Annotated in this window: 8 protein-coding genes; 4 read left to right on the top strand and 4 right to left on the bottom strand. The window is 71.2% G+C overall.

Translation table 11 applies throughout. The annotated features are described in order from the left end of the window. The first annotated feature begins 70 nt into the window (after positions 1 to 70). Entirely contained in the window at positions 71 to 550 is a 480-nt protein-coding gene (locus tag ACFC0D_RS01905; RefSeq protein ID WP_329124001.1) for a MarR family winged helix-turn-helix transcriptional regulator, read from the top strand. 68 nt (positions 551 to 618) lie between these two features. Here the strand turns inward: ACFC0D_RS01905 and ACFC0D_RS01900 are convergent, their stop codons facing one another. After that, on the bottom strand, positions 619 to 1,587 hold the full coding sequence (locus ACFC0D_RS01900) for a helix-turn-helix transcriptional regulator (protein ID WP_376430496.1): 969 nt from the start codon (positions 1,585 to 1,587) through the stop codon (positions 619 to 621). A 63-nt stretch (positions 1,588 to 1,650) separates the two neighbouring features. Here ACFC0D_RS01900 and ACFC0D_RS01895 point away from each other — a divergent pair, with 63 nt between their 5' ends. Further along, positions 1,651 to 2,796 (top strand): epoxide hydrolase family protein, encoded by a 1,146-nt coding sequence (locus ACFC0D_RS01895; protein ID WP_376430495.1) that lies wholly within the window; start codon positions 1,651 to 1,653, stop codon positions 2,794 to 2,796. A 113-nt stretch (positions 2,797 to 2,909) separates the two neighbouring features. On the opposite strand, the gene ACFC0D_RS01890 is transcribed toward ACFC0D_RS01895, so the two are convergent. Then, positions 2,910 to 4,103, bottom strand: a complete 1,194-nt coding sequence (locus ACFC0D_RS01890; RefSeq protein ID WP_376430494.1) for an FAD-dependent oxidoreductase — start codon at positions 4,101 to 4,103, stop codon at positions 2,910 to 2,912. Positions 4,104 to 4,208: 105 nt separating this feature from the next. On the opposite strand from ACFC0D_RS01890, the gene ACFC0D_RS01885 reads away from it, so the two are divergent. Further along, positions 4,209 to 4,832, top strand: a complete 624-nt coding sequence (locus ACFC0D_RS01885; protein ID WP_376430493.1) for a TetR/AcrR family transcriptional regulator — start codon at positions 4,209 to 4,211, stop codon at positions 4,830 to 4,832. A 599-nt stretch (positions 4,833 to 5,431) separates the two neighbouring features. Beyond that, on the top strand, positions 5,432 to 9,271 hold the full coding sequence (locus ACFC0D_RS01880) for a Pls/PosA family non-ribosomal peptide synthetase (RefSeq protein ID WP_376430550.1): 3,840 nt from the start codon (positions 5,432 to 5,434) through the stop codon (positions 9,269 to 9,271). 56 nt (positions 9,272 to 9,327) lie between these two features. Here the strand turns inward: ACFC0D_RS01880 and ACFC0D_RS01875 are convergent, their stop codons facing one another. Both ACFC0D_RS01875 and ACFC0D_RS01870 read right to left on the bottom strand, forming a co-directional pair. Further along, a complete protein-coding gene (locus ACFC0D_RS01875) occupies positions 9,328 to 10,869 on the bottom strand; it encodes a hypothetical protein (protein ID WP_376430492.1) in 1,542 nt (513 codons plus the stop codon). Then, positions 10,866 to 12,857, bottom strand: a complete 1,992-nt coding sequence (locus ACFC0D_RS01870; RefSeq protein WP_376430491.1) for a hypothetical protein — start codon at positions 12,855 to 12,857, stop codon at positions 10,866 to 10,868. The genes ACFC0D_RS01875 and ACFC0D_RS01870 overlap by 4 nt, the downstream gene beginning before the upstream one ends. Positions 12,858 to 12,934 lie beyond the last annotated feature (77 nt).

Genomic DNA, 12,934 nt, shown 5'->3' with positions numbered 1-12,934 from the left:
CTGCGACGACCACCGATATGCCGTCACCCGCCCTCGCTCGGCGTCGGCCGTGCGTGCTTAAGTAGGCCCCATGGCCGACCAGACCCCGCCCGCCGAGACCACCCCGGAGATTCCGGCTGCCCTGACAGCCGCACCCGGCTATCAGGTCCGCCGCCTCTACCAGGCGTATCTCGCGGTGTGGGCACGCGAGGTGGACCCGGTACTGACGGGCCCCCAGTTCGCGGTGCTGCAGACCGTGGAGGCCAACCCCGGCCGGGATCAGCGCTCCATGGCCGCCGCCGTCTCCCTGGACACGTCCACCATGGCCGACGTGGCCCGCAGGCTGGAGAACCGCGGCCTGCTCGACCGCCGAACCGCGGCCTCCGACGGCCGCCGCAAGCTGCTCTACCTCACCGACGCGGGTCGTGAGACCCTCCGCGAGGCCAACGACCGTACCCGGTCGCTCGACAAGATCCTCCTGGAGTCCTTCGGCGAGGCGGAGCGCGCACCGCTCGTCGCCACGCTCCAGGCGCTCGCCGACCACTGGGAGGGACTGGCGGAGGGCTCGTAGCCTTCCCGCGACCCGGTGCCGTGGGGCCGCCTCCCCGTCTGACCCTTCTGCACGAAGAGCGCCTCGCCTCAGTGGACAGGTGGTGTCGCGCGGCCGTAGCGGTCCGCGAGACGGCGCAGGTGGTCGACCAGTTCCGGGGGCTCGGTGACGTCGAAGTCGAAGTCGAGCATGCCCAGGTGGAGGGCGAGGGTCTGTACGGTGTCGGCGCCGGTGATCAGGAGGCAGGTGTCGGCGTCGATCGCCTCGACCGTGCCGACCGCGGGGTTGATCCGTTCGACCACCGCCGCCGCCGGGGCGTGGACGGTCACCCGTGCGTGGTGGCGCCAGGCGGCGCCGGACACACGACGGGAGACGTACGCCGCGATGTCCCCGCCGGGCGGTTCGCGCGGGGCGAAGCGCGGTCCGGTCGGGGTGCGGGGCTGGATCCGGTCGACCCTGAAGGTCCGCCAGTCCTCGCGCTCGACGTCCCACGCCACCAGGTACCAGCGCTGTCCCCAGTTCACCGCCCGATACGGCTCCACGATGCGGCGGCTGGGCCGGCCGGCGTGGTCCAGGTAGTCGAAGCGCAGCTGTTCCTGGTCGCGGCAGGCGGATACCAGGGTCGTCAGTACGTCCGCGGAGACGGCCGGGGCCGGACGGTCGGCCGGTACGGCCACGGTGTACGCCTGGAGTGTCCGCACCCGTCGGCGCAGCCGTGAGGGCAGCACCTGCTCGACCTTGGCCAGTGCCTGGAGCGAGGTCTCGGCGGTGCCGGGGACGGCGCCCCGCGCAGCGATGCGCAGCGCGATCGTCACCGCGACGGCCTCCTCGTCGTCGAGGAGCAGTGGGGGCATCGCCGCCCCGGCGCCCAGCCGGTAGCCGCCGGTGGCTCCGCGCGTGGCGTCCACGGGATAGCCGAGTTCGCGCAGCCGGTCGATGTCGTTGCGGATGGTTCGGCCGCTCACGCCCAGGCGCTCCGCCAGTTCGGATCCCGGCCAGGCTCGCGGGGTTTGCAACAGGGAGAGCAGACGCAGTAGACGCGCGGAAGTGTCGAGCATGAAACCAAGCCTGAGGTGTTATTAGGAAGGCATCGTGCCTATATGCAGAATACTGTCTTACCCATGGAGACCAGCAGCAACACCGACGCCCGGATCCACCCGTACCGCATCGACATCGCGCAGGAGGAGCTCGACGATCTGCGCGATCGGCTGGCGCGCACCCGCTGGGGCAGTGAGATCCCCGGCACCGGCTGGAGCCGGGGTGTGCCCACCGACTACCTCAAGGGTCTGGCCGCGTACTGGGCCGACGGCTTCGACTGGCGCAAGGCGGAGGCGGAGCTCAACGAGTTCCCCCAGTTCACCACCGAGATCGACGGCCAGAACATCCACTTCCTGCACGTCCGTTCGCAGCACGAGGCGGCTGTCCCGCTGCTTCTGGTGCACGACTGGCCCTGCTCGTTCATGCAGTTCGTCGATGTCATTCGACCGCTGACGCAGGACTTCCATGTCATCGTGACCTCCACGCCCGGCACGGGCTTCTCCGGTCCGCTCGGCGAGGCCGGCTGGAACACCGGCCGCATCGCAGGCGCGTTCGTGGAGCTCATGGGCCGGCTCGGCTACGACTCCTACGGCGTTCAGGGCACGGGCGGCGGCGCCTGGATCGCCGCCGAGATGGGGCGCCAGGCACCGGACAAGGTCGCCGGCATCCACGTGAACGGCCTGATCACCTTCCCCTCCGGGGACCCTGCCGAGTTCGGGGGACTGACCGGCCCCGAGCAGGAGCGACTGGCCCGGCTGGAGAACTTCCAGCAGGACAAGATGGGCTTCAACGCCATCCAGTCCACTCGCCCGCAGACCCTCGCCTACGGGCTGCACGACTCGCCGGTCGGCCAACTCGCCTGGATCGTGGAGAAGTTCAAGGAGTGGACGGACCCTGCCGCTGAGCTCCCCGAGGACGCCGTGGGCCGCGACCGTCTGCTGACGAACGTCAGCGTCTACTGGTTCAGCGGTACGGCCGGCTCCTCGGCGAACCTCTACTACGAAGCGGGCCACGACGCGAGCGCCTGGGCCCCGAAGCCGCGCGGCACCGTCCCGACCGGCGTGGCCGTCGCCCTGGGCACGGATGTCGCCATCCGCCGCTTCGCCGAGCGGGATCACCACATCACCCACTGGAGCGAGCTGGAGCGCGGAGGCAACTTCCTCGCGCTGGAGCAGCCGGAGGAGTTCGTCACCGACGTCCGCGCCTTCTTCGCCGGGCTCGGGGCCTGACACCTGCGGTCGGCACCGCGCGCATGCCCGGGCAGTCCATGGCGCAGAATCGCCGCGTGGGACTGTCCGGGCCGAACGACTCCTGGGTGAGCCGCACGTGGTGCCGCGGTCCCTCAGAGTCGTGAGCTACGGGCCTGGGAGTCTCCATCCGCCCGGCCGGTGGGCAGTTCGCCGCAGTCGTGGGTGTAGAGCCAGGCCGTGGCCTTTTCGAAGAAGAGCGGGACCGCCACCGGCATCACCAGGTCTCGCATCCTCCGCGCCAGCGGGCCGGCCGTCTTGGCGTCACGGTTGCCCGAGGCCGCCTTGACCATCTTGGCGATGCGGTCCGAGCGGGCGGCGTCGTAGGCCGAGAGGGCGGCGGACACCGAGGGTTCCGTGGCCAGTGACCGGGCCAGGACCAGTGCGTCCTCCAGGGCCATCGACGCGCCTTGACCCGCGCCGACGGGGTGTCCGGCGTCGCCGAGCAGCGCGACGCGGTCGTTGTGGCGGACCGGGACCGCGCCGAGCCTGTGCATCAGGGTGGGGCGGTGCAGTTCCACGGTCGCCGCGAGGATCGCGGACGGCACCTGCTCGTGCCGGTAGAGCCCGGTGAGGCGGCGAAGCCACTCCTCCTCGGTGAGGCCGAGCTCCGGCTGCGCGGGACACGAGACCTGGGCCGACCACCAGACCTTGCCGCCGGGAGCGGCGAGGTGGATGAAGGCGCCGTTCCGGGCGAACGTCATGTTGAAGAAGCCGGGTTCGGTCTCGATGCCCTCGGCGATGCCCGAGATGCTGTAGAGGCCGGCGTACTCGGGCGTGGGTGCCTGCGGGTCGAGCAGCGACCGAGTCGCCGACCAGATGCCGTCCGCGCCGATGAGCAGCGTCGCCTCCTCCGTACGGCCGCTGGCGAAGACCGCCCGTACGCCGTTCTCGGTGGTGACCGTGTCCACCAGGCGCTCACCCGTGACGACGGCGGCTCCGGCCGCCAGGGCCTCCGCGCGCAGCGCCTCGACCAGGTCGCCCCGCATGAGGGTCACGCTGTGCAGCGCGTCGCCGCTGAGCCGACCTCGCGGAACGTCCCCCAGCAACTTGCCCGAGCTCGACCACATGCGCTGGCCGGGCACGTCGATCCCGGCCCGCTGCACCCGGTCCAGTACGCCGAGGGAGCGCAGTACGCGCAGACCGTTGGACGCCAGGCTCAGGAACGAGCCCACCTGGCCCGCCGGTTCGGCATACGCCTCGTACACCGTGACCTCCACGCCAAGTCGTCGTAGCGCCAGGGCACTTGCCGCGCCCGCCACTCCGCCGCCGATCACCATGACGTTCATCCAAACCCCCTGAATCGATATTCAGTGAATCCAAGTTCACCGAACTGTGGTTCACAATGGAGCAGGGGGCTGACGCGCGTCAAGCCCGACGAGAGGACTCACGTGATGGGCGTACGCAAGGAGAAGGCCGCCGAGACCGAGACGGCGTTGAAGGACGCGGCCCGGCGGCTGTTCGCCGAGCGCGGCTATCTCGACACGAAGATCACCGACATCACCCGCGAGGCCGGGCGTGCCACCGGCTCCTTCTACGCCCACTTCGCGGACAAGAACGCCCTGCTCCAAGCCCTGATGCAGGATCTGAACGCACAGGCCGACACCGAGATCGGCGCGGGCGGCCACCCGGTCGACCACGATCTGACGGACCCTGACCAGCTGCGCGACCATCTCGCCGTCACTTGGCGGGTCGTGCGAGACCACCTGCCGGTGGTCGTGGCCCTGATGCAGACCAACTTCGCCGGCCCGCCCGGCGAGGGCCGCGCATGGGCGAGTCTGGCCGAGGAGACGGCGACCCTCCGCGAGCACCTGGAGTGGCTCCGCGGGCGCGGCCACCAACTGCCGGGCGACCCGGCGCTGGTTGCCGCGGCCATGGGGGCGATGGTCTCGATGCTCGGGTTCGCGGTCATCACGGCACGGGAGGACGGCCCGCAGGCAACCGACGAGGAGGTCGTCGACACCCTCACCGCCCTGCTGCTGCACGGCCTGGCGGGACCCGCGTCGGGCGCGAACTGACCACGTCGCGCACCCCGGTGAGACTCGCGAGCCCGCCGTCGAGGACACGCGCTGTGCCCCGTAGGCGGGGGAGGAGCGGCCGGCCCGGGCATCGCCGGGAATGGGCAGTGGCTCTTCTGGGGACAACCTGAGGTCAGGTTCACGCAAACGATGCACCTGCCCAGGACGCGCGTGGGCTGAGGGGCTCCCCGGTCACACCACCCGACGGGACATGCCCCGCCACCTCCGCGCGCACAGGATGCGGCCCCGAAAGGCGTGTGTTCGTATGGGGCCGTTGGACCTGAGAGGGGCTGTGGCGCCGCAGTGCCCGCGCGGCTGGGGGCCGTCCCGCTCGGTGCAGCGCCGCCCCATGGCCTTTTCCTCCTGTGAGTCCCGCATCCTCCCCGCGCCCGCCGCGTGTGTTCGTGGAGCGCATCGAGCCCCCGCCGTAAGGAATCCGGATGACCGAGTCGCCTCAGGAGCCGGCTTGGACTCACCGGGAACATCCGCGGCCCCGCCCGGGCGGGCGGCCATCTCAACCTGCCAACGGGTACGGCAAGGAGGGCTCCCCGGAGCGCGAGCGAAACTGGCTCGGCGCGGTCTGGGCCGCCGCGCCGGCCATGCCCCCGCGCACCCTGCTCGACATCCTGGAGGCGTCCGTTCGGGGGTACCCCGACGCACCCGCGCTCGACGCAGACGGCGTGGTCCTCAGCTACCGCGAGCTGTGGGACCGGGCCGGCCTGCTGGCACGTGACCTCGCTGTGCTCGGTGTCGGCGTGGGGGACCGGGTCGGAGTCCAGGTGCCGTCCGGAACCGTGGACCTCTACACCGCCGTGCTCACGGTGCTCCGCGCGGGCGCGTCCTATGTCCCTGTGGACGCCGAGGACCCGGACCGGCGTGCCGCGGTCGTCTGGGCCGACGCGGAGGTCTGCGCCGTCATCGGCGAAAGCGGGACGGTCCGTCCGGTCCCCGGCCGCGTGCCGTGCGGCCAGGCGGGTCAGCCTTGCCCGGCCGACGACGCCTGGGTCATTTTCACCTCCGGTACCTCGGGCCGCCCCAAGGGCGTGGCCGTGACGCACCGCTCGGCTGCTGCCTTTGTGGACGCGGAGGCACAGTTGTTCCTCCGGCACCGACCGCTGGGACCGGGGGACCGGGTGCTGGCCGGGCTGTCCGTCGCCTTCGATGCCTCCTGCGAGGAGATGTGGCTCGCATGGCGCCACGGCGCCTGTCTGGTTCCGGCACCGCGCTCGCTGGTCAGAGCCGGTGCCGATCTGGGGCCGTGGCTGCTGGAGCGCGGTGTCACTGTCGTCTCCACCGTTCCGACCCTGGCCGCCCTGTGGCCGGCTGAGTGCCTCACGAGAGTGCGGCTGCTCGTCCTGGGCGGAGAGGCGTGCCCCGCCGAACTGGTCGACCGGCTCGCCGCTCCACAGCGCGAGCTGTGGAACACCTACGGTCCCACGGAGACCACCGTGGTGGCCTGTGCCGCCCGGCTGGTCCCCGGTCAGCCCGTGCGCATCGGCGCACCGTTGGCGGGCTGCGAACTGGCCGTCGTGGGCCCGGACAACCAGCCCGTGGCCCCGGGCGAGATCGGAGAGCTCGTGATCGGCGGGGTCGGGACAGCCCGTTACCTGGACCCTGCCAAGGACGCCGAGAAGTTCCAGCCGCACCCTTTTCTGTGCAGCCTCCGCGCCTATCGCAGCGGCGACCTGGTTCGCGCCGACCCTCTGGGACTGGTGTACGTGGGGAGGGCGGACGAGCAGGTGAAGCTGTCCGGCCGGCGTGTGGAACTCGGCGAGATCGATGCCGCGCTCCAGTCGCTGCCCGGGGTATGTGCCGCCGCGGCCGCCATACGCGCCACCCGGGCGGGCGGCCAGGTCCTGGTCGGATACCTGGTCCTGCAGGGGGACGGCCGCCGGCACTTCGACACCGCTGCCGCCAGGGTCCTGCTGCTCGCCCGGCTGCCCCAGCCGCTGGTCCCCCTGCTGGCCGTCGTCGACGGTCTTCCCACCGGCACGTCCGGCAAGGTCGACCGTGACGCCCTGCCCTGGCCGCTGGTTGAGCGGCATGCCACGTCAACAGGCACCGCTCCGGGGGCGGACCCAGGGCCGACCGGCACCGCAGGATGGCTGGCCGACCTCTGGGAGAGCCTGCTCGGACTCCGCCCCGAGGAGGAGAGCGAGTTCTTCGCTCTCGGCGGTACGAGCCTGTCCGTCGCGCAGCTGGTGTCGACACTGCGCGAACGCGTCCCCGGGGTTTCCGTCACCGATGTCTACCAGTGTCCCCGGCTGCAGGACCTCGCCGCACGGCTGGATGAACTGGAGGCCGGCGGCGAGGTCGGGCGCACGATCCTGCCCACCCCCCGCTGGACCGGTGCGGTGCAGCTCGTGGTGGTGACCGTGCTGTGCGCCGTGGTCGGGATACGGCTGCTGGTCGTACTGGCCGTGCTGGACAATCTCCTCGGTCCGCGGCCCTGGGCCCCACGGAACTCGTGGTGGCTGATCGCTGCGGGCTGGCTGGCTCTGTTCAGCGCCCCCGGCCGCGTCGTGATCGGGGCGGCCGTCGGCCGATTGCTCACCGCCGGGTTCCGACCCGGTACGCACCCCCGTGGCGGCTCGGTGCACCTGCGGCTGTGGGCGGCTGAACGAATGGGGACCGTACTCGGTATGGCCTCACTGCTCGGCACTCACTGGGCTGCCCGCTACGCCAAGGCGTTGGGCTGCGCGGTGGGGCAGAGCGTGGATCTGCACGCCATGCCGCCGGTGACCGGGATGGCCCGTTTCGGCTCCGGATGTGTTCTGGAGCCCGAGGTGGACGCGGCCGGCTGGTGGCTGGACGGCGATGTGCTCCATCTGGGCCGGGTCGAGATCGGGGACGGCGCCCGAGTGGGCGCCCGCAGCATGCTGATGCCCGGTGCCAAGGTGGGCAGCGGAGCGGATCTCGCACCCGGCAGCTGTGTGGATGGCGAAGTGCCTGCGGATGAGCGGTGGTACGGCTCACCGGCACGGCGGATATCCGGTGCCCCGCGCGCGGGCCACGACTGGCCGCAGCCGGTCCGGCGACGCTCGCGGCGCTGGGAACTGGCCTACAGTGCGGCCTTGTCGGCCCTGGGGCTGCTGCCACTGGCGGCCTCCCTACCGGCGCTGCTGGTCCTGAACCGTCTCGTGGGCGACGAACCTGGCCTCGGCGCCGTCATGCTCGACCTGCTGCTGCTGACCCCGCTGCTCGTCCTGCTGGCGATGGGCTGCTATGCGACGCTGACCGTCGTGCTGGTGCGGCTCGCGGGCCGAGTTCTGACTCCCGGGTACCATCCCACGTGTGGCAGGGTCACCTGGTGCGCCTGGTTGGTCTCACGGCTCATGGGTATGGCCCGGACCTCGCTCTTCCCTTTCTACGCGGGCCTGCTGACGCCGTTGTGGCTGCGACTGCTCGGGGCCAGGGTCGGGCGGCAGGCGGAGGTTTCCACCGTGCTGGGGCTGCCGGGACTGATGCGGGTAGGCGACCAGGCGTTCCTTGCCGATAACACCCTGGTGGCGCCGTTCGAGCTGCGTGGCGGCTGGCTCCGGCTCGACTTTTCCCGCGTCGGGCGGCGTGCTTTCGTCGGCAACTCCGGGATCGTGAGACCGGGCCGGGAGCTTCCCCAAGACGCCCTGGTCGGGGTGCTCTCGGACGTCCCCGCGCATGCCGAACCCGGATCGTCCTGGCTGGGCAGGCCGGGCTTCTCATGGCCCCGGGTACGGGAGAAAGGGGATCCTGGACGGACCTGGGCCCCGCCGCGGAGACTGGTGCTCGCCCGGGCAGCCGTGGAGGCGTGCCGGCTTGTACCGATCATGGGTACGGCCTTCATCGGCAGCCTGGCCGCAGTAGCACTCCAGGTGCTCGCCGTACGCTACGGACTGCTGGTGGCCGCGGCCCTGGCGGGAGTGGTGCTGCTGTGCGCGGGCATACTCGCCTGTCTGGCCACCACTGCCGCGAAATGGCTTGTGGTGGGGCGGTTCAGGACAGGCCGCCACCCACTGTGGAGTTCCTTCGTCTGGCGGAACGAGCTCTATGACACCTTTGTCGAGGAACTGGCCATGCCCTGGCTCGGCCGGCTGCTGCTCGGTACGCCGTTCCTCAACCTGTGGCTGCGCTCGCTCGGCGCCCGGATCGGCCGCGGCGTGTGGTGCGAGACCCACTGGCTGCCCGAGACCGACCTGGTCCGTATCGGGGATGGAGCCTCGGTCAACCGCGGTTGCGTGGTGCAGACGCACGTCTTCCACGACCGGGTGTTGCAGCTGGACCGGATCCGACTGGACGTGGGAGCCACGCTGGGGCCGCACTCCATCGCGTTGCCCGGTGCCTCGCTGGCGGCCGGCACGGTGGTGGGGCCCGCGTCCCTGGTGATGCGCGGGGAACGGGTACCGGCCAGGACGCGGTGGTTGGGGAACCCGATCGCTCCGAGCACGCCGGCGAGTTCTTGACCGAGATCCGCGAGATCTACGCGACGTTCCGTGGTGCGTCAGGTGCGTCAGGTGCGTCAGGTGCGGCTCGCGGTGCAGTCCGCCGGGGTGGGGCGGCCCGTCGGCCAGGCGAGGCCGACGAAGCGGATGCGGCCTGGCGCGTCGGGGGCGAGTTCCACCACGGAGACCGCCTTGTTGTACGGGTTGCCGTAGTTGTCCAGGCAGATCCAGCCGCTCGCGCCGTCGACCTTGCCCATGCCGTGCAGCCGCAGCCACGAGTCGCTGATGCGGCCGAGCGTGGGAATGACGGGGTCGCCGTCGTCGCGCATCCGGATGGCGGTGATCGCGGTGAGACCGGCGTCGTAGAACGTGATGGTCCGCGAGTCGGTGAGTTCCACCGGGCCGATGTTTCCGACCTCTTTGCTGGTGGCGAGTTCGGACAGGGTACGGAAGGCGGCGGCGGAGCCTCCCGTGGCGGGCGCCTTGCGGTCGGTCCAGGCCTCGGGGTGGGCGACGGCGGCGTACTGGAGGGTCACGCCCTTGCGGAAGGCGTCCCAGTCGAGCAGCTTGTCCGAGGAGAGGGTGGAGGCGCCGGAGCCGGTGATGACGGTGTACTTCTTCTCGGTGCAGCCCCGGTTGCCCAGTTCGTTGACGAACTGCCGCAGCTGGACGGGTCGTCCGGCGAAGTAGATGACCTTGGCCGCCGAGGTGCAGATCGTGTCGACCATCTGGTCGAAGGCGTTGGCGGTGGTGCCTTCCTCGTGGAACTCCTCGGGCGCGCGGAACTGCTCGGGAGCGCGGGGCGATCCGAGGGTCCGTTCGGCGAACGCCCGCTTGAGCGCGTCGACGTAGTTGTCGCCGGTGCGGATGTCCTCGACGACCAGGGTGTGCCTGGGATCGATGCCCTTGTTGAAGTGGGACAGGGCCTTGGCCTGGTCGGTGGTCGTGGGCACGACCCGCGCGAGGCCCGGGTACGCGTCGGGGCGTTCGGCGCTGTTACCGGAGTCGTCGGCGGTGATGGGGCCGCCGACGACCGGGATGCCGCGCTCCCGGGTGAGGTAGGCGATGGCGGCCTGGGTGGTGGCGGTGGAGACGTCGAAGCCGATCACCGCCCGGAGGTTGTCGGTCGTGGACTCCGACATGGTGCCGAGCTGTTCGGCGACGGGCCGCCAATGCGTATGGCTGCGACCGGGGTTGGCGAGCAGGAGCCGTATCGCGGGCTTCTTGCTGTTGGAGTCGTGGTTGGCGCGGTACTGGGCGAGGTAGGCGCCCTGCACCTCATGGAGCGTCTTCTGCTGCTCGAAGGTCTGCGCCGGGGCCATCGGCAGCATCACGGCGACGGACACATGCGGTTCACCCTTGATCCGCTCGTTCTCCGCCTTGATCCGTGCGCTGACCTCCTTGAGGTTGTCCGCGAAGACGAAACTGCCGTCGGTGACGCCCGTGCATTCCCGGGAGCCTTCGGGGCCCCGTTCCTCGATGCCCTTTCCGCAGGCCGGATCCGGTCCGAGGACGACGATGCCGGCCCACACGGCGGCGCCGAGCACGGCCAGGGTGAGGACGAGAGCGGCCGCCTTGGTGAGGGGTCCGCCGGGGAGTCTCGAGATGAACGACGTCATGACGCGGCACCTTCCTGAACGGGCAGGTCGGGAGCCTGTGCTCCGGCCCGCAGACGGGCCGGCCAGGCGGCGGACGCCTCGCGGTAGGCGGCGTGCGCGGCCTTGTTGCCGTACAGCGTCTCCAGCGCGATGCGGACGGTGGTCAGCTCGTCCTCGCGCGGGGCGAGAGTGAGCGGGTCGGACAGCCGCCACAGCAGGGGCACCAGGGAGGCGACGGCATCGTGGTGCGGGCCGGGCGCGTCGCTGCCGCAGGCCGTGCACGACAGGGTGGGGCTCCCGGCCGGGGGCTCGTAGCCCTCGCGGGGATGGGGTGCGGCGCAGATCAGGTTGAGCGAGGTCAGCCATGCGCCGGGCGGGGAGACGGTGAACCGGTGGTGCAGGACGCTGACCACCTCCTCGATCCGGCCCAGGGCGAGCGTGTGGTGCAGATAGGTGTCACTGCGCGGGTCGCACAGGGAGCGCAGCCGCAGTTGGGTGTCGCGCCAGCGCTCGTGGGTGACGGTGGCGGCGAGGCGGTGCCGCAGCAGCAGATCGAGGGCGCGGTCGCCGTCGAGGCAGGAGCGGGTCCGGTAGTCGTCGGCCTCGCGGACGCGGACGGCGACCATCTCCTCGGAGTGGTCCTCGGGATGGGAGAAGGTCCACAGCCCGCGACGGGTGCCCGCGTCGGCCGCGGCGGACAGCAGCACCAGGCGCTCCCGCATCACCGGATCGGGCAGCAGCTTGGCGAGGAGCGCCGGTGCGGCCTCGTCGAGGAGCTCCCCGCCGCGTATCGTGCCCACGTCCTCGACACGGCGCACGGCCGCGTCCGCCAGGATCCGGGCGCTCGCCGCCCGGCCGCCGCTGTAGCGGGCGACGACGCGGGGCAGATGGTCGGGGTAGTCGACGAGGCTGAGCATCTCCGCGATGTGGGCCGGTTCGATGTCGGGGACGCTCAGTACCAGGGGCCGTGCCTGCGGTACGGCGTCGCCGCCGACCTCGCCCAGCGGCTGGTACCCGTGGCCCCTGCCGAGCAGGGTGGCGAGGGCGACGGGCCGCGTCGGGGCCTTCCCCGTCGCGTCGCCGCCGTGTCCGGCGTCGAGCAGGTCGAGGAAGGCTCGTCCGACGTCGGTGTGGGCGTTGTCGAGGAGCAGGAGCGGTCGGGGCTTCTTGTTGAGCCGTCGCAGTGTGCCGTAGTTGGCGTCGATGTCGTCGAGGAGGGCGGCGACGAGGTGTTCCTCGGCGGTGCGTCTGCGGTCGTCGAGCCTGCGGAAGCCGCGGACGAACTGGAAGAGCCGCTGCAGCGAGTCGCCCTGGTAGCCCTGGGAGCGATGCAGCCGGCTGCCCCACCAGGCGAGCGCGCCCTTGTCCGGTTCGTTCTTGACGAGCTGCGCCCGGGCGGCGTCGAGGACGATCCCGGCGATGGTGTCCAGGCCGGGGACGGCGGACAGCACCAGCGGGAGGTTGTCCGTGACGAGGTCGAACCAGCGGCCGAGGCTCTCCCTGCGGCGGCGGACGTCGGGGTCCTCGGCGGTGATGAGCGTACGCAGATCCGCTTCCGCCCTGCGCAGGTCGGGCGGTCGCACATCGTTCTCGCCGCTGTTCAGCGGGCGCCAGGCGGTGACGACGAGGAGCCCCAGCGACAGCCGGGGGAAGGCCATCGGTCTGCCGAAGTGCCTTACCTCCAGGCCGAGTTTGTACGCGAGGAGATAGAGCAGGTGCGTGATGCGTGAAGCGTTGGGGACGTCGTCGTCGCCGTCTGCGATTCCGGGCTCGCCGAATCCCGGAGCCCCGAGGTCGACCCGGGCGAGCGGTACCCGGCCGTTGTACGCGTCATGGACGGCACCCAGCAGGGCGGTCTTGCCGCTTCCCCGTCCGCCGACGATCCGGACGACGGGCGCGCCCTTGGGATAGGCGAAGGGGACCAGGTACCCGTCCTTGTGATGCAGCCCCACCAGCCGCGGGACGAACCCCTCCTGCAGAGCCTGCTGACCGTACAGTCTCCCGCCCATGGCGCTCGCGCCTCCCCCTGTCACTTGCGCATCAAGAGATCAACTCAGCGTGCACAGAAGGAACTTACCTGACAGGG

It is taken from the genome of Streptomyces sp. NPDC056222 (assembly GCF_042264065.1).
GTDB lineage: Bacteria > Actinomycetota > Actinomycetes > Streptomycetales > Streptomycetaceae > Streptomyces.
Note: the sequence above shows the minus strand (reverse complement) of the source record. Positions and strands in the feature narration are given on the sequence as shown.

What these genes read in the sequence shown, in the direction of transcription:
- ACFC0D_RS01900 (WP_376430496.1), bottom strand. Translation starts at nt 1,587, where the DNA reads ATGCTCGACACTTCCGCGCGTCTACTGCGTCTGCTCTCCCTGTTGCAA.
- ACFC0D_RS01905 (WP_329124001.1), top strand. Translation starts at nt 71, where the DNA reads ATGGCCGACCAGACCCCGCCCGCCGAGACCACCCCGGAGATTCCGGCT.
- ACFC0D_RS01875 (WP_376430492.1), bottom strand. Translation starts at nt 10,869, where the DNA reads ATGACGTCGTTCATCTCGAGACTCCCCGGCGGACCCCTCACCAAGGCG.
- ACFC0D_RS01885 (WP_376430493.1), top strand. Translation starts at nt 4,209, where the DNA reads ATGGGCGTACGCAAGGAGAAGGCCGCCGAGACCGAGACGGCGTTGAAG.
- ACFC0D_RS01895 (WP_376430495.1), top strand. Translation starts at nt 1,651, where the DNA reads ATGGAGACCAGCAGCAACACCGACGCCCGGATCCACCCGTACCGCATC.
- ACFC0D_RS01880 (WP_376430550.1), top strand. Translation starts at nt 5,432, where the DNA reads ATGCCCCCGCGCACCCTGCTCGACATCCTGGAGGCGTCCGTTCGGGGG.
- ACFC0D_RS01870 (WP_376430491.1), bottom strand. Translation starts at nt 12,857, where the DNA reads ATGGGCGGGAGACTGTACGGTCAGCAGGCTCTGCAGGAGGGGTTCGTC.
- ACFC0D_RS01890 (WP_376430494.1), bottom strand. Translation starts at nt 4,103, where the DNA reads ATGAACGTCATGGTGATCGGCGGCGGAGTGGCGGGCGCGGCAAGTGCC.